Source organism: Umezawaea beigongshangensis, from assembly GCF_016464305.1.
Taxonomy (GTDB): Bacteria; Actinomycetota; Actinomycetes; order Mycobacteriales; family Pseudonocardiaceae; genus Umezawaea_A; species Umezawaea_A beigongshangensis.
The window spans coordinates 283,781-306,266 of record NZ_JAEIOJ010000002.1; the positions used below are offsets into that span (position 1 = coordinate 283,781).

General features: G+C 74.3%; 20 protein-coding genes. 8 read left to right on the plus strand and 12 right to left on the minus strand.

Annotated elements, in window-relative coordinates:
• Nucleotides 1-15 precede the first annotated feature (15 nt).
• The gene (locus IMZ35_RS05890) at nt 16-642 is read right to left on the minus strand and encodes a DUF6801 domain-containing protein (RefSeq protein ID WP_199439892.1); all 627 of its coding nucleotides are present in this window, start codon (nt 640-642) and stop codon (nt 16-18) included.
• A gap of 1,120 nt (nt 643-1,762) precedes the next feature.
• Between IMZ35_RS05890 and IMZ35_RS05895 the strand changes: the two genes are divergently transcribed.
• Together IMZ35_RS05895 and IMZ35_RS05900 are read left to right on the plus strand one after the other, a co-directional pair.
• Nucleotides 1,763-5,170: a phosphodiester glycosidase family protein gene (locus IMZ35_RS05895; protein WP_199439893.1), complete on the plus strand. Its 3,408-nt coding sequence runs from the start codon at nt 1,763-1,765 to the stop codon at nt 5,168-5,170.
• A 129-nt stretch (nt 5,171-5,299) separates the two neighbouring features.
• The gene (locus IMZ35_RS05900) at nt 5,300-7,156 is read left to right on the plus strand and encodes a laminin G domain-containing metallophosphoesterase family protein (protein ID WP_307867792.1); all 1,857 of its coding nucleotides are present in this window, start codon (nt 5,300-5,302) and stop codon (nt 7,154-7,156) included.
• An 82-nt stretch (nt 7,157-7,238) separates the two neighbouring features.
• Here the strand turns inward: IMZ35_RS05900 and IMZ35_RS05905 are convergent, their stop codons facing one another.
• From IMZ35_RS05905 to IMZ35_RS05925, 5 genes are all read right to left on the minus strand, one after another.
• A complete protein-coding gene (locus tag IMZ35_RS05905; protein ID WP_199439894.1) occupies nt 7,239-8,294 on the minus strand; it encodes an NAD-dependent epimerase/dehydratase family protein in 1,056 nt (351 codons plus the stop codon).
• Between the two features lie 67 nt (nt 8,295-8,361).
• Nucleotides 8,362-9,042: a DUF1990 family protein gene (locus tag IMZ35_RS05910; RefSeq protein WP_438816828.1), complete on the minus strand. Its 681-nt coding sequence runs from the start codon at nt 9,040-9,042 to the stop codon at nt 8,362-8,364.
• Nucleotides 9,043-9,076: 34 nt separating this feature from the next.
• A complete protein-coding gene (locus IMZ35_RS05915) occupies nt 9,077-9,382 on the minus strand; it encodes an anti-sigma factor antagonist (RefSeq protein ID WP_199439895.1) in 306 nt (101 codons plus the stop codon).
• An 88-nt stretch (nt 9,383-9,470) separates the two neighbouring features.
• Nucleotides 9,471-10,412, minus strand: coding sequence for an NAD(P)/FAD-dependent oxidoreductase (locus tag IMZ35_RS05920; protein ID WP_199439896.1), 942 nt, complete (start codon nt 10,410-10,412; stop codon nt 9,471-9,473).
• The gene (locus tag IMZ35_RS05925; RefSeq protein ID WP_199439897.1) at nt 10,405-10,659 is read right to left on the minus strand and encodes a hypothetical protein; all 255 of its coding nucleotides are present in this window, start codon (nt 10,657-10,659) and stop codon (nt 10,405-10,407) included. Before IMZ35_RS05925 ends, IMZ35_RS05920 begins: the two co-directional genes overlap by 8 nt.
• A 112-nt stretch (nt 10,660-10,771) precedes the next feature.
• Here IMZ35_RS05925 and IMZ35_RS05930 point away from each other — a divergent pair, with 112 nt between their 5' ends.
• Complete coding sequence (locus IMZ35_RS05930; RefSeq protein WP_199439898.1) at nt 10,772-10,909, plus strand: hypothetical protein; 138 nt, start codon at nt 10,772-10,774, stop codon at nt 10,907-10,909.
• 18 nt (nt 10,910-10,927) lie between these two features.
• On the opposite strand, the gene IMZ35_RS05935 is transcribed toward IMZ35_RS05930, so the two are convergent.
• Nucleotides 10,928-11,341 (minus strand): ATP-binding protein, encoded by a 414-nt coding sequence (locus IMZ35_RS05935; RefSeq protein ID WP_199439899.1) that lies wholly within the window; start codon nt 11,339-11,341, stop codon nt 10,928-10,930.
• Nucleotides 11,342-11,525: 184 nt separating this feature from the next.
• Nucleotides 11,526-12,356, minus strand: a complete 831-nt coding sequence (locus tag IMZ35_RS05940) for an SDR family NAD(P)-dependent oxidoreductase (protein WP_307867793.1) — start codon at nt 12,354-12,356, stop codon at nt 11,526-11,528.
• A 534-nt stretch (nt 12,357-12,890) separates the two neighbouring features.
• On the opposite strand from IMZ35_RS05940, the gene IMZ35_RS05945 reads away from it, so the two are divergent.
• Nucleotides 12,891-15,071, plus strand: a complete 2,181-nt coding sequence (locus IMZ35_RS05945; RefSeq protein WP_307867794.1) for a PQQ-dependent sugar dehydrogenase — start codon at nt 12,891-12,893, stop codon at nt 15,069-15,071.
• 263 nt (nt 15,072-15,334) lie between these two features.
• On the opposite strand, the gene IMZ35_RS05950 is transcribed toward IMZ35_RS05945, so the two are convergent.
• A complete protein-coding gene (locus tag IMZ35_RS05950) occupies nt 15,335-15,838 on the minus strand; it encodes a MarR family winged helix-turn-helix transcriptional regulator (protein WP_307867795.1) in 504 nt (167 codons plus the stop codon).
• Between the two features lie 107 nt (nt 15,839-15,945).
• On the opposite strand from IMZ35_RS05950, the gene IMZ35_RS05955 reads away from it, so the two are divergent.
• From IMZ35_RS05955 to IMZ35_RS05965, 3 genes are all read left to right on the plus strand, one after another.
• Nucleotides 15,946-16,614: an FMN-dependent NADH-azoreductase gene (locus IMZ35_RS05955; RefSeq protein WP_199439902.1), complete on the plus strand. Its 669-nt coding sequence runs from the start codon at nt 15,946-15,948 to the stop codon at nt 16,612-16,614.
• 141 nt (nt 16,615-16,755) lie between these two features.
• Nucleotides 16,756-17,934, plus strand: a complete 1,179-nt coding sequence (locus IMZ35_RS05960) for a glycoside hydrolase family 27 protein (protein WP_199439903.1) — start codon at nt 16,756-16,758, stop codon at nt 17,932-17,934.
• A 217-nt stretch (nt 17,935-18,151) separates the two neighbouring features.
• Complete coding sequence (locus IMZ35_RS05965; RefSeq protein WP_199439904.1) at nt 18,152-18,583, plus strand: hypothetical protein; 432 nt, start codon at nt 18,152-18,154, stop codon at nt 18,581-18,583.
• Nucleotides 18,584-18,609: 26 nt separating this feature from the next.
• Here IMZ35_RS05965 and IMZ35_RS05970 read toward each other — a convergent pair whose 3' ends face one another.
• Both IMZ35_RS05970 and IMZ35_RS05975 read right to left on the minus strand, forming a co-directional pair.
• Nucleotides 18,610-19,761 carry a hypothetical protein gene (locus tag IMZ35_RS05970; protein WP_199439905.1) on the minus strand — a complete coding sequence of 384 codons (1,152 nt, stop codon included), beginning with the start codon at nt 19,759-19,761 and terminating at the stop codon, nt 18,610-18,612.
• Between the two features lie 57 nt (nt 19,762-19,818).
• Nucleotides 19,819-20,652, minus strand: a complete 834-nt coding sequence (locus tag IMZ35_RS05975) for a PHP domain-containing protein (protein WP_199439906.1) — start codon at nt 20,650-20,652, stop codon at nt 19,819-19,821.
• A gap of 99 nt (nt 20,653-20,751) precedes the next feature.
• Here IMZ35_RS05975 and IMZ35_RS05980 point away from each other — a divergent pair, with 99 nt between their 5' ends.
• Complete coding sequence (locus IMZ35_RS05980; protein ID WP_199439907.1) at nt 20,752-21,150, plus strand: ChaB family protein; 399 nt, start codon at nt 20,752-20,754, stop codon at nt 21,148-21,150.
• 51 nt (nt 21,151-21,201) lie between these two features.
• Here the strand turns inward: IMZ35_RS05980 and IMZ35_RS05985 are convergent, their stop codons facing one another.
• On the minus strand, nt 21,202-22,452 hold the full coding sequence (locus IMZ35_RS05985) for a glycosyltransferase (RefSeq protein WP_199439908.1): 1,251 nt from the start codon (nt 22,450-22,452) through the stop codon (nt 21,202-21,204).
• Nucleotides 22,453-22,486 lie beyond the last annotated feature (34 nt).

The following is a 22,486-nucleotide window of genomic DNA, read 5'->3' on the forward strand; positions in this document are numbered from 1 at the left end:
GCTCAGTTCTCCGCCTCAGTTCTCCGCGGCGGGCTGCACGGTGAACTCGTACAGCCGGGTGTCCTGGCCCGGCCGGAGGGTGCAGTTCGAGGTGAACGTGCCCAGCCCGGTGAGGGAACCGTCGGCCCGGCGCGGGGTGAGCGTCGTGCTGAAGTTCCCCACGTCGATCGTCGTCGGTCCGGCCACCGCGAACGTCACCGCCGGGGTGCCGCCCGTCGCCACGACGTCGAACGCGCCGGAGGACGGCACCGGCGTGCTGGGGACGACGAGGTCGGCGACCACGCTCTGCGGCGTGCCCGCGTTGTCCACGGCCGTCGTCGCGGTGGCCGTGCCCCCGATCGTCCGCGCGCCGACCAGCGACAACCCGGCCGTCGCCGACGCCGGAACGGTGGCCGTCGCCGTGACCTGCACGGCGGGCGTCTCCTCGCCCGCCACGGCGGAGTCGGGCAGCTGCTCGGCGACGATCTCCACGGCCACGTCCTGCGTGCCGATGAGGGGGAAGGGGCAGCGGTAGGACAGGTCGATCGTCGCGGTGGCCGCCAGTGCCGTCCCGGCCCCGGTGAACCCGACCGCGGCGGCGACCGCCGCCGTCACGGCCAGCCCGGCGACCGCGCTCCTCAGCCTGTTCTTCGCCTGCGTCATCATCGACTCCTCGCGTGGATCTGGTGGCGGAGGAGAATTCCGCCACGAACGGCCAACGGCGACGGAAGTGCGAACTCGCTGTGTGTTTCACGCTGGTTGCGCATTCGTAAACTACCGACGAGTAGCTCCGCTGTCCAACCAGGTGTGCGACATTTTTCGAATTCATCACGGGGTGACGAAGAAGGATGTTCTTCTTGTTGCCCGGATGACAAGCGGCCGGGCGACCGGCGAGCGGTGCGCGTCCGGCGACCGCCCCCGGTGACGCGCGCGGGGACGGCTGACGCCCGCCGCGCGACCGGTGCACGGCGTTCCGGACCGAGCACGGAGCGGAGTCGGCGTCAACCCGTCAGCCGGTGCGCGGCAGTTTCGGGGGCTCAGTATGCTGCGCGCCGCTGAGAGCGGTTTTCGACCGGCGCCGCACCGAGACGATGAGTGTCCGACGTGGACTGGGCTGACAGTGTTGCGGTGGTAGTGCTCGGACTGGTGGTGATCGGTGTCGTGTGGTGGGTGCTCACCGACAACGGCCCCGGGAGACCCGCCGGTCCCGACGCCGTGCCCGCGCGAGCCCGGCCCCCGCGCCCGCGCGCGGCGGAGCCGGAGCGCGCCGCTCGGAGTGCGGCGCGGAAGCCGCCGGCGCGGGAGCGGGTGCCCCCCGAGCGGGCGGCACGGCCGCGACGGGACGACGAGGCGGACACCGTGCCGATCCCGCGCGTGCAGGAGCCGCCCACCGTGCGCGCCGAACGCCCTCCGCCGCCGCCGGAACCGCAGACCGTGCGGATGAGGACGCGGCCGGGCGGACAGCACAGCCGTCCGCTCCCCGTCGAGCGCCCGCAGCGGCCGGGCGGGCTCCGGCCGGGACGGCGACCCCCTCCGCCGCCACCACCTCGCGCACACGACTGACCATTTGCGTTACAACATGTCACGTAATATGCGCTCGGAGGGATGAACTCGGACCACGAACGAGTCCATCGGGTGACGACCGGGCCTCGACGTGTGACACAGGTACCGATCACCTCGGACGCCGTCCGGCGACACTGCCCCGAACGGCAGTGTCGCCGACAACGGGCAACGCGGTGAACTTGCAGCAGGTCAGACGTTCACCCAGCCTCCGGAGCCCGCCGTGCTGACTCGTCGCACCCGCACGACACCGATCGCCGCCCTCCTGGCCCTGCTGACCGTCCTCGTCGCACCACCGGCGAGCGCGGAGCCCGTGGCTGGCCTGCCCGAGCCGACCGACCGCTCCGCCGCCGTCGACCCGGCCCGGCGGATCGAGACCGCCCGCACCACCACCCCCGTCGCGCCGGGCGTCGAGCTGACCTCCTTCGACTGGTACGAGCGCGGCGACGCGGGCGGCTGGGTCCGCGGCGACGCCCTGACCGTCGACCTCGACGGCGGCACCCGCGTGGACTACCTGGACCCCGGCGAGGTGAGCCGCGCCGAACCGCTGTCGGCGCAGGCCGCGCGCACGGGGGCGGTGGCCGCCGTGAACGGCGACTTCTTCGACGTCGGCAACAGCGACGCGCCGCTGGGCGTCGGCGTGCGCGGCGGTGAGCTGGTCAAGTCCCCCGCCGCGGACCACCGGCGGGCGGCGGGCGTCGACGCGGAGGGCGTGGGCCGGGTGATGGAGGTGTTCTTCACCGGCTCCGCGGCGCTGCCGGGCGGTCGCGCGCTGCCTCTGGACCAGCTCAACAGCGCTCGGATCGACGCGGACGGCACCGGCGTGTTCACGCCGCTGTGGGGCTCGTACCCGAGGACGCGCGCCGTCGCGGGCGCGGCGCGGGTGACGGAGGTGGTCGTGCGCGACGGCGTCGTCGCACGGGTGGACGCCGCGGCCGGCGCGGACCCGGTGCCCGCGGGCGGGTTCGTGCTGCTGGGCCGCGAGGCCGGTGCCGACGCGCTGGCCTCGCTCGCCCCCGGCGACCCGGTGAGCGTCGAGTACTCCTCGCGCACCGCCGACGGCAGCGCCCCCCTGGCCGCGATCGGCGGCGGTGAGCTGCTGATCGCGGACGGGGAGGTCGTCGCGCCCGCCGACCCCCTGCACCCGCGCACCGCCGTCGGCTTCTCCGCCGACGGCAGGAGGATGTTCCTGCTCGTGGTCGACGGGCGGCAGTCGCCGTACCTGCTGGGCCTGACCCAGCGGGACCTGGCCGCCGTGCTGCGGGAGATGGGCGCGCACAACGCCCTCAACCTCGACGGCGGCGGGTCGTCCACGATGCTCGCGCGCCGGCCGGGCACCGACGAGCTGGCGCTGGCCAACACCCCGTCCGACGGCGGAGAGCGGCCCGTGCCGAACGGCCTCGCGCTCTACGCGCCGGAGGGCAGCGGGCGGCTCACCGGCTTCCGGGTCGGCACGGCGGCGGACGCGGCGGCCTCCCCCGGCGCGGACCCCGTGCCCGGCGGGCGGCCGGACCGGGTGTTCCCCGGGCTGACCCGGCGTCTCGTCGCGCACGGGCACGACGAGACGTGGGGGCCGGCCGACGACCGGGCGCACTCCTGGCGGACCGAGCCCCGCTCGGTCGGGCACGTCGGCGACGACGGCGTGTTCCGCGCGGCGCGCACCGGCGCGGTGACCGCGACCGCCCACCGCGGAGCGGTCTCCGGGAGCGTCGGCCTGACCGTCCTCGGACCGCTGTCCCGGCTGTCGGCCACCACACCGCGGCTCGCCCTGCCGGCGCCGGGCGCGTCGGGCCGGATCGGGCTGGTCGGCTTCGACGACGACGGCTTCAGCGCGCCGGTCGAACCGGCCGACGCCGTGCTGGAGCACGACGCCACCGTGGTGCACGTCGTGCCCGACGACGACGGCGGGCTGCGCGTGACCGGGAGGAGTCCGGGCTCGACCACGATCTCGGTGCGGGTGGGCGCGCACACCACGAGCGTCCCCGTCACGGTCGGGCTGGACGAGCGGCTGATCGCCGGGTTCGACGACGGCGCGGCGTGGACGTTCCGCGCCGCTCGCGCCACCGGCTCCGTCGCCCCGGTGCCGGACGGGCGCACCGGGGCGGGCCTGGAGCTGCGCTACGACTTCTCCCGGTCCACGGGCACCCGCACCGCCCACGCGGTGCCGCCGAGCCCGATCGAGGTGCCGGGACAGCCGCTCGCGCTGGGCGCGTGGGTGCACGGGCACGCCGGGGACGAGTGGACCGCGTTCACCGTGACCGACGCGCAGGGCCAGACGCGCTCGCTGCACGGCCCGCACATCACCTGGGAGGGGTGGCGGTACCTGGAGGTCGCGGTGCCGACGGAGACGGCGTTCCCGCTGCGCGTCGACAGCTTCTACGTGATCGAGACGGCCGCCGACCGGCAGTACGGCGGGACGGTGGTCGTGGACGACCTCGTGGCGCAGGTCCCGCCGCACGTCGACCTGCCCGCGCGGCGGGCCGGGACGGACCGGGTGGTGGTGCGCGACGGCACGGTCGGCGGGAGCGCGTGGCGCTTCGCGGTGATGTCCGACGCGCAGTTCGTGGCGCGCGCTCCCGACAGCGACCTCGTGCGGCAGGCGCGGCGCACGCTGCGCGAGATCCGCGCGCAGCGGCCGGACTTCCTCGTGGTGAACGGCGACCTGGTGGACGAGGCGGCGCCGGAGGACCTGGCGCTGGCCCGCCGCGTGCTGAGCGAGGAGCTCGGCGACGAGGTGCCCTGGTACTACGTGCCGGGCAACCACGAGATCATGGGGCCGGGCACGATCGAGAACTTCCGGCGCGAGTTCGGCGCGACGAACCGGACGTTCGACCACCGGGGCACGCGGTTCGTGCTGCTGGACTCCTCCACCGGCACGATCCGGGGCGGCGGGTTCGACCAGGCGCTGATGCTGCGCTCCGCGCTGGACCGGGCGCGCGGGGACGAGGCGGTGCACTCGGTGGTGCTGCTGGAGCACCACCCGCCGCGCGACCCGACACCCGCGCGCAGCAGCCAGCTCTCCGACCGGATGGAGGCCGCCGTCGTCGAGGACTGGCTGGCGGAGTTCCAGCGGGAGACCGGCAAGGGCGCCGCGATGATCAGCGGCCACGTGGGCGCGTTCTCCGCGTCCAGGGTGGACGGCGTGCCGCAGCTGATCAACGGCAACTCCGGCAAGGCTCCGGCGGCCGACGCCGCCGACGGCGGGTTCACCGGGTGGACGCTGCTCGGCGTCGACCCGCCGGACCCGGTCCCCGGCCGGGCGTGGCCGCAGCGCCCCCGGCCGCGGTGGCTGAGCGCCGAGTTCCGCCCGCACGTCGACGCCCTCGACCTGCACGTGCCGGAGGTGGTGCGCACCGGCGAGCCCGGCCCGGTGTCCGCGACGGTGACGCAGGGGGCGCGGCGGGTCCCGGTGGCCGCGCCGGTGAGCGCCGACTGGTCCGGCTCCCCCGGCCTGCACGTCGGCGACCGGGCCGGGGTGCGCGCGTGGCACGCGGCGTGGCTGGACCCGGAGACGGGCGAGCTGACCGCGTTCTCCGCCGGGCGCGTGGTCGTCGCCGTCACGGTGAACGGCCAGACGCGGCGCGCGGAGGTCGCGCTCACCGCGGCGCGGCAACGCGCTCGGGCATCCTGACGTGCCCCGGAACGCCCGTGGTCGCGCACACGACCACGAGCACTCACGGCCGCGACGCCCCAGCGCCACCCACCGGACACCTCGACGGCGCACCGTACGCACGACCGGCAGCGATCGATCGGAGTCCACGTGGAACCCCAGGCTCAGAAACCGCAGTTGCGGCGGCGCGCGCTGCTCCAGGCGGCGGTCGCCGCTCCGGTCGCCGCGTCGGCGCTCGGCGCGACCGCCGCGCCGGCCGCGGCCACCGGGTCGGGCGGTCGCTTCGACGGCGACAGCCCCCGCTTCTCGATCGCCGTGCTGCCGGACACGCAGTACCTGTTCGACGAGGACAGCTCCGACCCCGAGCCGCTGAACGCCACCTTCGCGCACCTGCTGGAGCGGCGCTCCGAGGCCAACGTGGCGTTCCTGACTCACCTGGGCGACGTGACCGAGCACGGCAGCGAGCACGAGATCTCGCTGGCCGACCGGGCCTTCCGGGCGATCGACGGCAAGGTGCCCTACAGCGTCCTCGCCGGCAACCACGACGTTCCGGGGTCCACGAACGACCAGCGCGGCGACAGCGCCTACCTGCGCGCGTTCGGCCCGCAGCGCTTCCGCCGCAGCCCCACCTTCGGCGGTGCGTCCCCCGACGGCTACAACAGCTTCCACGTGCTCACCGCGGGCGGGCGGAAGTGGCTCGTGCTCGCCCTGGACTGGCGGGTGTCCCCGAGCGGTCTGGCCTGGGCGCAGGGCGTGATCGACGGGCACCGCGACCTGCCGGTGATCCTCACGACGCACGACCTCGCCTCGGCCGACGACAGCGGTCGCGCCGAGCTGTCGGGCAACGGCCGCGCGCTGTGGGACGGCCTGATCCGCCGCAACGACCAGGTGTTCCTCACCCTCAACGGCCACTACTGGCCGTCGGGGCGCACGGTGCTCACCAACGACGCCGGGCACGACGTGCACGTCCACGTCGCCAACTACCAGGACCGCTACTACGGCGGCGCCGGGATGATCCGGCTCTACACCTTCGACCTGGTGCGCGGCGTGATCGACGTGGAGACGTTCTCGCCGTGGCTGCTGTCCCGCGACGCGGAGGACCGCACGCCGCTGGAGGCGGAGAACCTGGAGCTGACCGGGCCGGTGGACCGGTTCAGCGTGGAGATCGACTTCCGGGAGCGCTTCGCCGGCTTCGCGCCGCCGGTGCTGCCGCAGCCGCGTCCGGCGAGCGCGGTGATGCCGCGCGGCACGGCGGCGTACTGGCGCTTCGACGCGGCCGGACTGGCCGGCGCCGGGGGCGTCGTCGCCGACGGCACGGTCGCGCGCGACCTGACGGGCAACGGCAACGACCTGACCGTGCAGCGACTGCACGCCAGCGGCCCGGACGCGCTGGAGCGGTCGGCCGAGCACCACGAGGGAGCGCCAGCGCACGCCAGTCTGCGCTTCGGCGGCGGCAAGTCCCCCGACCGGGGCGCGGTGCTGCGCACGGGTCCGACGGCGCCGATCAACAGCGCGACCTTCGAGCGGGGCTACACCATCGAGGCCTTCGTGAAGTTCCCCGAGCCGTTCGAGGGCGACCACGCCTGGATGGGCATTCTGAGCTGGGAGGGGCGCAACGGCGACGCGGGCAAGACCAGCGGCTGGTCGCCCGACGAGCCCACGTGCAGCCTGAACCTGTCCCCCGAGCGCTTCCTCCAGTACGTCGTGTACCCGACGGGACGCGACGCCGACCCCACGTCCTGGAGCCACGCCCTGCCGGTGGGCCGCTGGACGCACCTCGCGATCGTCAACGACGGCAACCGCACGGTGATCTACGTCGACGGCTCGAAGATCGCCAGGAACCCGACGCAGCAGTCGCGGGGCATCACGACGCTGGGCAAGCCGTTCGTCATCGGCGGCACCCAGTTCGCCGGGCAGTACGGCCAGGGCTTCTACGGCTGGATCGGCGACGTGCGCATCGTCTCCCGAGCCCTGAAGCCGAAGGAGTTCCTGACCTCCCGCGCCTGACCGCGCGAGTTGCCCGTCCAAGCACCGCGGGTCGGCCGTTCGCGGTGTCCGCGCCGATCTCGGCGCGGACACCGCGGCGCGCTCACGTGATCGGGTAGGCCCTGGCCGGCTCGGTGCGCATCCGGTCGCGGCGCAGCACGGGACTGCGGTCGTCGGTCCCGTCTGCCATTCCGGCGAGCTGTTCCGCGGCGGCCTGAGCGCTGCTGACCCTCGGCGCCCAGCCCAGCTCGTCGTGGGCCCGGTTGGTGAGGACCAGCGGTGTCCGCGAGCCGACGTCGAACCAGCCGGGGGACATGCGGATCGCACGCAGCTGCCACGCCAGCCACACCGCGCCGCGCACCAGCCCGACGGGCACCGGCAGCGGCCGGGCTTTCACCACCTCGGCCAGGTCGTCGATCGTGAGGACGTCGGCGGCGAGGTTGAACGGGCCGCTCGCCCTGCGCCGCAGGATGCGCACGAGCGCGTCGCCCACGTCGTCGGCGTGCACGAGCTGCACCTTGAACCCGGCGGGCAGCGGCAGCAGCGGGAGCCGTCCGGACTGGACGAACCGGATGAGCACGCGCGGCACGATCGGGTCGAAGAACAGGGCGATCAGGCTCGCGGCCGCGCGGCGCTGGGCGACGAGCGTCGGCCGCACGCTGGTCACCACGACGCCGGGGTTCTTCGCGGCGAAGCCCTCGATCATCCGCTCCGCCTCGGCCTTGCTCTTGCCGTAGACGGACGTGCTGATGCCGGTGCTGGTCCAGCTCTCGTCGACCGGTTCGGTCGCGCCCTCGGCGTACACGCCGATCGACGAGCCGTGCACGAGGTGCGGCACCCCGGCGGCCCGCACCGCCCGCAGCACGGCGGCGGTCCCGTCGTGGTTGGTGCGGTGCAGGTGCAGCGTGTCGCGCACCGGCTGGAACGCCCACGCGAGGTGCACGACGGCGTCGGCGCCGGTGAACACGTCGATCAGCTCCTCCTCCGCGTCGGGGCCGCCGACGTCGACGCAGCGCCACTCCGCGGTGTCGAAGGGCGGCGCGACCTCCGGCAGGCGACGGCAGACACCGACCACCCGGTGCTCCTCCTCGTCGCGCGCCAGCGCGCGCAGCAGTCCCGTACCGATGTTGCCCGACGCTCCGGTGATCACGATGCGCACGCCGCCTCCTCAGGTGTCGTCGGCGGATACCCCGGCGCGACCGTCCGAACCGGATCGACCTCGGGTGTCACCCGGTGACGGCGCCGTCCACCACGAGCAGCGGGGGCAGCTGGCGCGGAGGCACGTCCGAGGGGACCTGGACGATCCCGGTGCGGGCGCGGGTCAGCGCGCGCAGCCGCTCGCCGATGCGCCGGTAGAAGCGGAGCTGGGTGTGCCGCCCGAACAGCGCCCAGCCCAGTCGCAGGACGGGGTGGGCGCGTCGGTCGAGCTGGGAGTGGCTGCGCGCGAAGAACTCCACCTCCCCGGTCCGCAGGTGCTTGACGACCTCGTAGTCGACGCGACCGCGTTCGAGGTGGCCGGTGAGCGTCTCGTAGCTCCAGCCCCAGACGCGCCGCTCGTCGTCGGTGTCGTCCCGCACGGCGGTGATCCGCACCCCGAGCTGGAACTTCAGGAAGGCGAACCTGCCCTCCAGCAGCAGGTCCCGCCCCAGCAGCGGCGTGTCGGCGTCGTAGCGGGCGCGGATCAGCTCGGGCGGGGTGAACTCGTAGTCCCGCACGACGGCGCGGGCGATCTCCCAGGGGCCACCGGCCTCCGGCGGGCCGGGCGCCTCCCGGCCGAGGCGGTGGCGGTGGACGTCGAACGTCCACCCCGGAGCCCGCACCTCGCTCGCGTCGTAGTTGACGGACCGCTCGCGCAGAGCGCGCAGGGCGGCGTCCGGTGGGGCTGAGCGCGGGGTGCGCAGGCGCACGGACTCCTCCTTCAGACGGGGTGGTGCTCGCCGATCAGCGGGTGAAGAGCCACTCCAGGCCGCTGACCTCCAGCAGGCGGACCACCGCCGTGCTGGGCTCGCGCAGCCGCACCTGGCCACCGGCCTCCGCGGCGCGGGCACGCGCGCGCAGCAGCGCCCCCAGGCCCGCGGAGTCGCAGAACGTCACGCGGGAGACGTCCAGCAGCAGCCGGGTCTGGCCGTTGGCGACGAGCTGGTCCGTCCTGGCCAGCAGGTCACCCGCGCTCGCCAGGTCCAGCGCACCCGTCACGACCACGACGCACGTCGTCGGGGTCCTCTCGGCGATCTCCACGGTCAGCACCGCCCACCACCTCTCGCACTCGGATCTCCGGGATAACCGCCAGTGACCTCATCAACCCCGTCGGGGGAACTGGATCGGATCAGGATCGTCACGAGGCGAACAGGTCGTGGTCGACCGCGGTGGCCGTGACGAAGCCCGCCGCGGCCGCGGTCGCGACGAAGGCGAACCCGGACGGGGCCTCGGCGCGGCGGGCCATGTCGCCCACGGCGTACACGCCGGGGACGTCCGTGCGACCGTGCTCGTCCACGCGCACCGAGTCGTCGTCCAGGACGGCGCAGCCGAGGAGCTGGGGCAGCTCGCTGGCCTGCCGGGTGCGGGCGTGCAGGAACACGGCCGTGCAAGCGAGCCGCTCGCCGGTGTCGAACACGACGTTCTCGACCGTTCCGTCCGGTCCCTCCACGCGCTCCACCCGCTCGGCGCGCACCCGCACCCCGCGCCGTCCCAGCGCGGCGCGGCGCTCCCGCGCCAGGTCCTCGCGGCCTCCGGTGCACAGCACCACGTCGCTGCTCCACCGGCTGAGCTGCACGGCGAAGTCGCAGTCGGCGTCGTCGCCGCCGAGCACGGCGAGCGGCTGGTCGCGGTACTCCCAGGCGTGGCAGTAGGGGCAGCCCAGCACGCCGCGCCCCCACCTCTCGCGCACACCGGCGACGTCGGGGAGGTCCTCGGTGATCCCGGTGGCGAGCACGACGCGGCGGGCCGCGACCTCCTCGCCGTCCACCAGCAGTTCGAAGCGGTCCAGCTCTCCGGTCACGGCGTCGACGCGTCCGTCGTGAACTCGCACGTCGGGGTAGTGGTCCAGCTGTTCGCGAGCCACCTTCCGCAGGTCGGTGGGCGAGATGCCCTCGGCCCCGATGAGCCCGTGCACGGCCGTGGCGGCGGCGTTGCGCCCGCCACCCGCGTCGACGACGAGGGTGCGGCGGCGCGAGCGGCCCAGGACGAGGGCGGCGTTGAGGCCGCCGGGACCACCGCCGATCACCGCCACGTCGTAGATCTCTCCGGTACGCGGCTCCGTGGTGAGGTGGTCAGCCACCGAGCGTCTCCGCCCCGGTGGACACGGTGGCCGCGATGATCTCCAGCTCGGCGTCCGAGGCGTCGCTCCGCCCGTCGAGGCGGTCGAGCAGCTCGTCGCGGGAGATCAGGACCAGCGAGCCGCGGTAGGAGTCGGTGTCCAGGTCGTCCGCCCGGACGGTTCGCACGCCCCCCTCGACGAGCACCAGGGTCGGGTCGGGCACGCCGGAGTCGATCAGGGCGCGCAGGTCTTCGGCGGAGATCGCCACGGTTCCTCCACTTGTCGGGTCACCGCGGTGTACCCGTTACGTGCCGCCGATCACCCGCTTGGCCCGGCGAATCGCGGGTAGTCCTCCCGGACGTCGACCAGGAGGTGCAGCCATGACCACCGACAGCACGAGGCCCGCTCCGGACGAGGACCCCGACGACTTCGCCGAGGAGGTGGGTGTGGACCCGACGCCGCAGGAGGTCGCGGAGTACGAGCGGCTCGTCCAGGAGCACCAGCCGCGCGGCCGCTGAGGCCGCGCGCACCGAGGATCAGGTGGCGGGCAGCGCTGCGGGGATCTCCGCCCAGGTGGTCTTGCCGAAGCGGTAGCGGCGCACCCCCCACCGCGGCGCCATGGTGTTCACCATCTGCAGGCCGCGACCGCGGTGCGGCCCGAGCCGCGAGAGCCCCACCACCGGCACCACGTCGGGGCTGGCGTCGTCCACCTCGACCCGCACCACGCCCCGGCGGGGCATCGTGAGCAGCCGGACGCGGCGCGGGCCGCAGGCGTGCTCGTGGGCGTTGGTGGCCAGTTCCGTGCAGACCATCTCGGCGTCGAGGAGCTGGTCGGGGCAGAGCCCGTCCAGCACCGAGGCCACCCACGCCCTGAGCTTCGCCAGCGGTGGTGCGGCGCCGACGTCGAGGTCGAAGTCGAACGTGCCGTGTGCGAGCAAGGCGCTGTCCACGGATCTCCTCCCGCTGTGCCGCGTCCGGTGGAGCGGCGCGTTGGCGGAGTACCCGTCTCAGCCGGTCGGTACACGTGCCTTCCGGACCCGGCCCGACTCGCTGATCACGGAGTGTGACGCGGCTCACCCGGACGAACCGGGGGAGCCGCGCCGCCGTACGTCCCGCTGGACCGTTCGGCTGCCGTCAGTCGCCGGAGCCGGGCTCGGTCATCTGCTTCTGCCCCTTCGCACCCACCGCGTCGGGGAGCAGTTGCGAGGCCGCGGCCTGCACCCTGTTCTTCAGCCCACCGGCGACCACCTTGTCCTTGCCGGCCATGAGGGCGTCGAAGCCCTCCCGCGCCACGGTCGCCGCGTCGTCCTTCGGGCCGGTGCCGACCCTGGTGTCCTCCATGTCGGCCCGGCGGAAGAAGTCCGTGTCCGTGGGGCCGGGCATCAGCGCGGTGACCGTCACGCCGGTGTCCTTCAGCTCCTCGCGCAGCGCCTCGGCGAAGGACGACAGGAACGCCTTGGACGCGGCGTAGGTCGACTGGAAGGGTCCCGGCCCGGTCGCCGCGATGGAGGAGGTGAACAGAACGCGGCCGCTGCCGCGCTCCACCATGCCGGGCAGCACGCGCTTGGCGAGGTGGACCGCGGAGGTGACGTTGAGGTTGACCAGCCGCAGGTGCTCCTCCAGCTCGGTGTCGCGGGTGAAGTCACCGCCGACCCCGATCCCGGCGTTGATCGCGACGGCCTCCGGCGGCTCGCCGTCGCGCTGCACCGCTCCCACCAGCCGCTCCACCCCCTCGAACGCGCCGAGGTCGACCTTCACCGCCTCGACCAGCGCGCCGCGTTCCACCAGGTCCGGGACGACGTCGTGGATGCGGTCGTCCTCCGCGGCCACGACCAGGTCGAAGCCGTTGTCGGCGAACACGCGGGCGAGCTCCAGCCCGATGCCGCTGGACGCCCCGGTGACGACGGCGAGCGGCTTGTCGCGGCCGCTGCCGCGCGGGCTGGTGCTGGACGTGCTCGTGGTCACGTCGTCCTCCTCGTCCTCGATGTCGTGTCCACCCGAAGTACCCCGTCCGCCGCGGATCATGCTCCGCGGCGCGGGGGAGGCACAGCCGCGCAGCCGCGCCGTGCGGCTCGGCGCTCGCGTGCGTCCGGAGGTGTGGCCACAGCGCCGATCGGACGCAGCGGGACGGCGGACCGGAGCACGCCCACCGCCGCCGAGCGGCCGTCACCCCGTCGTCGACCAGAGCCCACGCACAGCAGGCACACCCGCCAGGGGCTTGCGCTGATCGGGTGAGAGCCGCCCCGCAGGCCCGTGCTTCTGCGGAGAAGCCGTAACGAGGGGTGCCGCCGCTCCGAGCAGTCACTCGAACAAGTGATCCCAGGAGAGGTGATGATGGTGCGTTCACGACGACGTCCACGAAGCACGTCGACGAGAGGGGCGAGAGAGGCCGCCCCGGAGCGGAGATCCACGTCGAGACGCTGGCTGGCGGGGACGACTGCCGGTCTGCTCGCCGCCGCGGCACTGGCGGCGACGACGTCCGCGCCAGCGACCGCCGCGGTGCCCACCGGTTTCACCGACTCGGTGGCCATCAGCGGACTGACCACACCGACCGCGGCGGCGTTCGCCCCCGACGGCCGGGTGTTCGTCGCGGAGAAGAGCGGCCTGGTGAAGGTCTTCGACTCGCTGGCGGACACGACGGCGACGGTGTTCGCCGACCTGCGCACGCAGACGCAGGACTACTGGGACCGCGGGCTGCTCGGCCTCGCGGTCGACCCGCAGTTCCCGGCACGCCCGTACGTCTACGTGCTCCACACCTTCGACGCGCTCCCCGGCGGCACCGCGCCCCGGTGGGGCGACACGTGCCCGACGCCCCCAGGCGCGACCGACGCCGGCTGCGTCGTCACCGGCAGGCTGTCGAAGCTCACGATGGGCTCGGGCGGGGTGTCGGTGAACGAGCAGCCGCTGATCACCGACTGGTGCCAGCAGTACCCGAGCCACTCCGTCGGCACGGTCGCCTTCGGGCCGGACGGCGCCCTGTACGTGGGCGGCGGCGACGGCGCGAGCTTCAACTTCACCGACTACGGACAGGTGGGCAACCCGTGCGCCGACCCGCCGTCGGCCGCGGGCACGAACCCGACGCCGCCCACGGCGGAGGGGGGCGCGCTGCGGTCCCAGTCGGTGCGCAGGCCGGCCGGCGAGCCGGTGTCGCTCGACGGGGCCGTCCTGCGGGTCGACCCGGACACCGGCGCGGGAATGCCGGGCAACCCGTTCGCGAGCAGCCCGGACGCCAACGCGCGCCGGATCGTCGCGCACGGTCTGCGCAACCAGTTCCGGTTCGCGTTCCGTCCCGGCACCGAGGAGCTGTGGGTGGGCGACGTCGGCTGGAACACCTGGGAGGAGCTCAACCGCGTCGCCGACGTGAACGACGCGACGGCGGAGAACTTCGGCTGGCCGTGCTACGAGGGTTCGGCGCGGCAGTCCGGCTACGACAACGCCAACCTCACGATGTGCGAGTCCCTCTACTCCTCCGGGGGCCAGACCGCGCCGTACCACGCCTACAGCCACTCCGCGAAGGTCGTGTCGACCGACCCCTGCCCGACCGGCGGCTCGTCGGTCTCCGGCGTGGCCTTCGAGGACGGCACGAGCAACTACCCCGCCGCCTACAGCGGCGCCCTGTTCTTCGCCGACAGCTCGCGCGGGTGCGTCTGGGCCGTGCAGCGCGGCGCGAACGGCCAGCCCGACCCCGCGACGATCGTCCCGTTCGTCACCGGCGCCAGCACACCCGTGCAACTGCTGACCGGGCCGGGCGGCGACCTGTTCTACGTCGCGCTGGGCAGCGGTCAGCTCCGCCGGGTGAGCTACTCCAGCGGCGTCAACCGGCCGCCGACCGCGGTCGCCACCGCCACGCCGTCGTCGGGTCCGGCACCGCTCGCGGTGCAGTTCGACGGCGGCGGGTCCACCGACCCGGACGCGGGTGACGCCCTGAGCTACGCGTGGGACCTCGACGGCGACGGTGCCCACGACGACTCCGCGGCGGTGTCGCCCACCCGCACCTACACCTCCGCGGCGGCGATCGACGTGGGTCTGCGGGTCACCGACCAGGACGGGGCGTCCGCGACGACGACCGTGCCGGTGACCGTGGGGACGCCGGACGGGCTCGATCCGGTGCCGGTGATCGACGACCCGACGTCCGCGCTGCGCTGGCGGGTGGGGCAGACCGTGCCGTTCGCCGGGCACGCCACCGATCCGCAGGACGGCGCGCTGCCCGCGTCAGCGCTGAGCTGGCGGCTGAGCGTGCAGCACTGCTCCACGCAGGGGTCGTGCCACGAGCACGTGGTGCAGAACTCCGCGGGTGTGGCGTCCGGGTCTTTCGTCGCACCGGACCACGAGCACCCGTCGCACCTGGAGCTGACCCTCACCGCGACCGACTCGACGGGCCGCACCGGCAGCACGACGGTCCGGCTCGACCCGCAGACGGTGGTGCTGAGCTTCACCTCCAGCCCCAGCCGGGTGGTGCTCGGCGTGGGCGGCACGTCCGAGCGCACGCCGTTCTCGCGGACGGTGATCGTCGGGTCGAGCAACTCGATCAGCGCGCCGAGCCCGCAGACCGTGCCACCGCTGAACCTGCGCCACCGGTTCAGCCGCTGGTCCGACAACGGGGCGCAGACGCACAACATCACCGCACCGGCGACGTCCACGACCTACCGCGCGACGTACTCGCTGTGCCTGGGGTGCTGATCACGAGGCGCTGACACCGCCGGTGCCGGGCGCGGCACCGGCGGTGGCCCGGTCACCGTCACCGGAGGACGTGGCGCACCGCTCCGCTCGGGCTCGGCGCCCGTTCCCGGCGGAAGCGGTCGGCGAGGTCGTCGGGGCTCGTCCACGACCGTTCGCCGCGACCGGTCTCCACCGGTGCGACGACGGGCGGGGTGGCACGCGGGTGGCCGCCGGGGCGACCGGACCCGCCGCGACGGTTCGCCACCCGGCGAGCCGACGCGCCGCTAGCAGGCCGGGGCCGAGTCGGAGGTCGTGACCTCCTGAGCCGCCCGGCACGCCTCGTCCCCGGCGGCACCCGCGTGCGTGGCGATGCGACGCAGCATCTCCTTGAGCGCATCGCGCTCCTGCGGGCCGAGCGGGTGCAGGACGTCGTCCTCCGCCGCGCGCAGGGTCCGCTCCAGGTCGCAGAACCGCTCGCGGCCCTGCTCGGTCAGGTCGATCCGGCGTGCCCGCCGGTCGGCGGGGTCGGGCGTGCGCTCGATCAGACCCGCCCCCTGGAGGTCGTCGAGCAGGTAGGTCATGACCGTGCGGTCGACTCCGAGCCGGTGCGCGAGCGCGAGCTGGTTGCGCGCCTCTCCCCCGGCCGCCGCGGAGAGCACCTGGTAACCGCGCGGACCACCGGGCAGGTTCTGCACCGCCTGCTCGGCGACACGCAGGTAGGAGCGGAAGACCGCCCCCAGCGCCCATCCCAGATCGGCCTCGACGGTGGCGGGGGATTCGGTCGTCACGTGCACATCCTACCGGCGACTGCGACGAACAACACTTCTGTTGACAAGATAGTCTGAGCAGCAGATCATCTAATTGTCAGCATTCCTTCGCACGAAGCGAGTCTCCGATGACCCTGTTCCGCCTGGACGCCAGCATCCGCACCGACGGTTCCGTCAGCCGGGAGGTCGCCGACTCCCTGGAGCGGGGGTGGCTGGCCGAGCACCCCGGCGACGCCGTCGTGCGCCGCGACGTGGGAGTCGCCCCGATCCCCGCGGACGTCTGGGCGACCGCGGCGGCGGCCCAACACGTTCCCGCCGACCAGCGCACCGAGCAGCAGGAGGCCGCGGTCGCGCTGGCCGCCGCCCTCGCCGACGAGGTCCTGGCCGGCGACAGCGTCGTGATCGCGTCGCCGCTCTACAACTTCACCGTCTCCCAGCACCTCAAGACGTGGATCGACCTGCTGGTCACCGACCCGCGCTTCACCCCGGGCCAGCAGCCGCTGGTCGGTCGCCCCGTGGCGCTCGTCCTCGCCCGCGGCGGCGGTTACGGTCCCGGCACCCCGCGCGAGGGCTGGGACCACGCGACGCCGTGGCTGCGCCGGATCTTCGGCGACGTCCTGGGCGCGGACGTCAGCGCTGTCGCCGCCGAACTCACCCTGGCCGACGTGAAGCCCGCGATGGCCGACCTGAGGGACCTCGCGGCGCAGTCGCGCACCGAGGCGCACGGCCTGGCCGAGCGGACCGGCCGCACGCTGGCCGCGCGAGCGCTGGCCGGGCGAGCACTGGCCAACGCCTGACCCGCACGGGCGGCGAGCGGCGCGGTGCCGCTGCTGTTCCGAATTTTCCTCCGATTCCACGATCAGGTGAACCCTCGACCGGGGGCGTTCGACACGGGTAGTCCTGAATCGTCGTTGCCTCGTCCTCACGGAGGAGTAGTCATGCGCCGATCGATATCCGCTGTCGCGGTAGCGGGCCTTCTCACCGCGCTGATAGTCACCGGAAGCGGAACGGCGGTCGCGACGTCGGCGGCCTCCCCCCTGCTCCCCTCTCCGCCGATGGGCTGGAACTCCTGGAACCGGTTCGCCTGCGACATCGACGAGAGACTGGTCCGGCAGACCGCCGACGCGCTGGTGTCGACGGGAATGCGCGACGCGGGGTACACCCACGTCAACCTGGACGACTGCTGGATGGCGCGCGAGCGGGACGCCGGTGGACGGCTGGTGCCCGATCCGCAGAAGTTCCCCTCCGGCATGAGGGCGCTGGCCGACCACGTGCACGAGCGCGGCCTGAAGTTCGGCATCTACTCCAGCGCGGGGACCGCGACCTGCGCCGGGTACCCGGCGAGCCTGGACCACGAGGAGGTCGACGCGCGCAGCTTCGCCGAGTGGGGAGTGGACTACCTCAAGTACGACAACTGCCACAACGAGGGCCGACCGGCGGCCTCGCGCTACGCGAAGATGGGGCAGGCGCTGCGGGCCACCGGCAGGCCCATCGTCTTCAGCATCTGCGAGTGGGGCGACCAGAGGCCCTGGGAGGGCTGGGGCGCCGAGGTCGGCGGCCACCTGTGGCGCACCACCCACGACATCCGCGACACCTGGGCCAGCTGGACCGACCTGCTGGACCAGCAGGTCGGCCTGGAGGGCTACTCGGGGCCGGACCGCTGGAACGACCCCGACATGCTGGAGGTCGGCAACGGCGGCATGCTCGACCACGAGTACCGCGCGCACTTCAGCCTGTGGGCGCTGCTGAACGCCCCGCTGATCGCGGGCAACGACCTGCGCGCCGTGAGCGGGGCGACGAAGCAGATCCTGCTCAACCGCGCCCTGATCGCGGTGAACCAGGACTGGGGCGGCAAGCAGGGCCACCGGGTGCGCGACGACGGCGAGCAGGAGGTGTGGGCCAAGCCGATGTCCGACGGCTCGGTGGCGGTGGTGTTGTTCAACCGGGGTCCGGGCACCGTCGACATCGCGGCGAACGCGGCCGAGGTGGGGCTGTCCGCCGCCGGGCGCTACCGGGTGCTCGACCTGTGGAGCGGACGGGAGGACACGACCGCGGGCGAGCTGCGCGCGCCCGTTCCCGCTTATTCGGTGGTGGCTCAGCGGATCTGGCCCGCCTGAGCACACCGGTCGTCCACAGAGGACCGATCGGGGACGGTCGGCGGTCCGGACCACCTGCACCGGACACCGCGAACCGGTTGCGCAAACGTGATCCGGTGTCCACCACGGACAGTGTCGTCACTCCTCCTCGTGGTTCCCGCTGGTTCGGCGGGTATCGGCCGGACAACCGGTGACTCTCGACGTGTTGGCACCACTGACGATCCGGAAGGACACACAGATGCACAGCATCACTCGCGGAGTGCTCGGCGGAGTTGTCGCAGGCCCTCTGCTCCTCGGCGCTGCCGGTGTGGCGGCTGCGGACGAGGGCTCGGGAGCTGCGTACACCAGCAGCACCGTGGCCGCGGGCCCGCACGGCGCGTCGACAGAATTCGTCCACTCCAGCGCGGAGAGCCACGGGCACGGCGGTCACGACCACGGGTACGGGCACGGCAGCTACGCGTTCTACCACGAGAACGGGACGTGGGCCGGACCCGACGGTGCGGGCACGTGGAGCACCACCTCCTACGCCGAGTCGGAGCGGGGGTCCGAGTGCGAGGAGGAGTGCTCGGACGACGGCAGCTCGTCCTACTACCACGAGCTCGAGACCTCGGCGGGCTGCGACGGCGCGTACGTCTCCGAGACGGAGTCCTACGCGGAGAGCGAGTACTGATCCCGGCACCCGCCCCGGCGCGCCGATCAGCCGAGCGCCGCGACGTCCGCGCGCCACAGCTGCCCACCGCCGTCCGGCCCGGCCAGCACGTAGAGGGCATCGCCCACCCGCGTCACAGCGGTGACGGTGCCGACCGGTCCCTCCGCGGCGCGCACGGTCCACCGGTCGCCGTCCGCGGACGCGACGCGCACCCGTTCCCCGTCGGACACCACCTGCGTCACCCGCCCGCCGATCTCCACCGGTGCGGCCGTCCGGCCCTCCTCGTCCACGGCGACGCGCGGCGTCCCGTCGACTCGCTCGGCCGCGCCGCCCTCCAGCCGCCAGACGGCGAGGGCGCCGTCGACCCGCCCGGTGACACCGCAGACCGAACCCCAGCAGCGCGCCGCCAGCGCCGCGCCGGCACCACCCGCGCCGGGCAGCGGGTGCGCGGTCCAGCCGGTGGTCCCGGCGGTGGAGCGCCACACGACCGGCTGCTCGCGGGTCTCTCCCCCGCCGCTCTCCAGCCGCCAGCCCGCGACGAGGACGCCGCGCTCCAGCGGGACCGCCGCCATCGGGAAGCCGAGCGAGCCCCGATCGCTCTCCAGGGCGGTGCCCTCCGACGCCTGCCGGGTCCACACGTCGCCGTCGGACGTCCAGGCCGCCACGTCCAGGCCCGACCGCGCGCTCTGCCACGACCCGATCAGCACGGGACCGGCGGGGGTCGCGACGGCGTCGACCAGCTCACCGGCGCCCCAGCCGCCGAAGGTGCTGAACCCCTGCGGCTGCTCGGCGACGCCCTCGGCCGTCCCGCCCCACACGCTCCAGCGGACGTTGCCGTGCGCTCCGCCGCGCTCGCCGCCGACGGCCACGATCCGGTCGCCGTCGGCGACGAGCGAGTGCCAGGTGGCCAGCAGGCCGTAGAGGGTCGCTCCGCGCACGGGGACCTCGGCGAGGGAGCCGTCCGGGCCGCGCCGCACGAGACCGGGCACGACGTCCCGCCCGGCCCACCGCACGCCGACGAGCAGCGCGTCACCCGCGGCCGTCAGCACGACGGGTGCCGCTCCGGCGGGGAGGTCGACCCTGGTGAACGGCACCGGGGCCGGTTCACCGGTCCCGTCCTCTCCCCCGCCGCCGCACGCCGCGACCGTCAGCACCAGGAGCACCGTCACCAGCAGAGACCCGCCCGATCGATCTCGCACGGCGGCCAGTATCCACCCGCCTCGCGGCAGCCGGGCGCGGAACGGCCGGTTTCCCGGTCAGCGAGCGGCGGACCGCGCGCGAAGGGCCTCCAGCACCTCGCGCGCAGTCGTGAACTCGCCGAGCCGCACGTCCTTGCGCTCGCCGTGGAAGTCGCTCGACCCGGTGCGGAGCAGTCCCAGCTCCGCGGCCAGCGCCCGCAGCGCGGACCGGACCTCCGGCTCGTGCTCCGGGTGGTCGGTCTCGATCCCCGCCAGTCCGGCGGCGGCCAGGTCGGCGAGCTGCGCGTCGGTGACCTCGGCCCTGCGCCGCGACGAGCGCGGGTGCGCCAGCACGGCGGCACCGCCCGCCGCCGTGATCAGCTCGACGGCGTGCCGGGTCGTCAGCACGTGCTTGGGCACGTCCGCTCGGCCGCCGTCGCCGATCCACGCGGCCGTGAACGCCTCGGCGGTGTCGCGGACCGCACCGGACTCCACCAGCGCCGCCGCGACGTGCGGACGGCCCACGGGGGCGGAACCGGCGACGGCCCGCACCCGCTCCGGCGTGATGTCAGCGCCGAGGTCGCGGCAGCGGCCGACCATCAGCTCCGCCCGGCGGGACCGGTCCTGCCCGATGCGCTCCAGCTCCTGTGCGAGCGGCCGGTGACCGGGATCGACGAAGTAGCCCAGCAGGTGCACCTCGGTGGTGTCGAGCAGGCACGAGACCTCGACGCCCGCGACGAGTTCCACCCCGGCCGCCGCGGCCGCCCGCGCGGCGTCGGGCACACCGCTCAGCGTGTCGTGATCGGTCAGCGCGACGACCTCGAGCCCCGCACGCGCCGCGAGCAGCGGCAGCTCCGAGGGTGGCACCGTCCCGTCCGACGCGGTGCTGTGCGTGTGCAGGTCGATCGTCATGGACGTCCTCCACGGGGTCGGCGTCTCGGCGTGCTCCGAGCAGCGTCGTGCATCCGGGGCGCGGTGTGTACCGGAACCGCGAACGGGAATCCCCCCGCCGTGCCAGGAACAGAAGAACTGCCCAGCACGCTGCGCCGGTCACCGGAGAAGGCGCAGCGCACCTGGATCGAGGCCCACGACTCAGCCGTGCGGAGCTACGGCGAGGGGCAGCGCGCCCACCGCACGGCGTTCGCCGCGCTCAAGCACTCGTTCGAGAAGGTCGGTGACCACTGGGAGCCGAAGGACGAGAAGGGCCCGTCGGACGCGCAGGCCGCGCGCGGCACGCCCGAGCGGGACCTCGGGACCGGGGGCGGGGTCGACGCGAACGCCAGCAAGAAGCACCTCTACGACCTGGCCAAGCGGCTCGACGTGCCGGGCCGGTCGTCGATGAGCAAGGACGAGCTGGTCGACGCCCTGCGGAGGGCGAACGACCGGGAGACCGCGCGCGCCCGCGGCTGACGAGGTCCGCGGTGTCGCGGGACGGCGGTCCCGCGCTGCCGCGACGGCCGGTCAGCCCGCGCTCACGACCCCGTCGTGGGCGGAGTCCGGGACCTGGTCCTGAACGGGCTCCGGGGTCGGCACGGGCACGCCCGCCCGCGCGTAGACGCGCAGGACGTCGGCCGCGACGCGGTCCCACGTGTAGCACGCCTGCACGCGGTCGCAGCCGGCCAGGCCGAAGCCCTCGTGCCGCGCCCGGTCGGTCTGCACGACGCGCACGGCCCGCACGAGGGCCTCCGGGTCGCGCGGCGGCACGTGCAGGCCGGTGACGCCGTGCACCACGACGTCGGTCAGGCCGCCGACGTCCGAGGCGACGACCGGCACGGCGCAGGCCATCGCCTCCAGCGCGACGACACCGGACGGCTCGTAGGAGGGCGTGCAGACCACGGCGTCGGCCGAGCGCAGCAGCGCGGGCAACTCGTCCCGCTCCATCGGGCCGGTGAAGCGCACCCGGCGTGCCACGCCGAGAGCGGTGGCGCCCCGCAGCAGGCGGGCCACCTCGGGATGGGAGTCGAGTCCGCCCTCGCGCGAGCCGCCGACGATCACCAGCTCGGTGTCCGGCAGGGCGCGCAGCGCGTGGACGATCGTGTCGAAGCCCCGGTGCGGGGCCAGTTCGCCGACCGCGACGAGGCGGTGCGACTCGCCGCGCTGGGCGCTCGGCCCGACGGGGGCGAACAGGTCGGTGTCCACCCCCCACGGCACGATCGAGATCGAGGAGCGGGGAACCCCGAAGCGCATCAGCTCGAACACCTCGTCGGTGCAGGTGGCGATCACCCGGTCGGCGCGGCGGCCGACCAGCCGCTCGGCGCCGGGACGCTCGGCCGCGTCGGCGAGCGCACCGGGGTGCCGTCGTTCGACGGCGCTCAGCGCGTGGGAGGTGTGCACGACGGGCAGGCCGACCTCGTGGGCGGCGAGGACCGCGGCGAGGCCGGAGGTCCAGAAGTGCGAGTGGACGACGTCCGGACGCTGCTCCTTCCACCGGTCGACGAGGAAGCGGGTGAAGTCGCCGACGTGCGGGAGCGCCTCGGTCCGGGGCACGGGAGCGGCGGGACCGGCGGGAACGTGCACGACGTCGTACCCCTCCGGGGTCCGGACGCGTTCGGGCAGATCCCCGGCGTCCCGCCGGGTGAAGACCTCCACCTCGTGCCCGAGCCCGCTCAGGGCGGTCGCCAGTTCGGCGACGTGGACGTGCTGTCCCCCGGCGTCGGCACCGCCCCGTGCTGCCAGCGGGCTGGCGTGCTCCGACACCACCGCGATCCTCATGCACTCACCTCGACGTGTTGTTCGCGCGGCCACG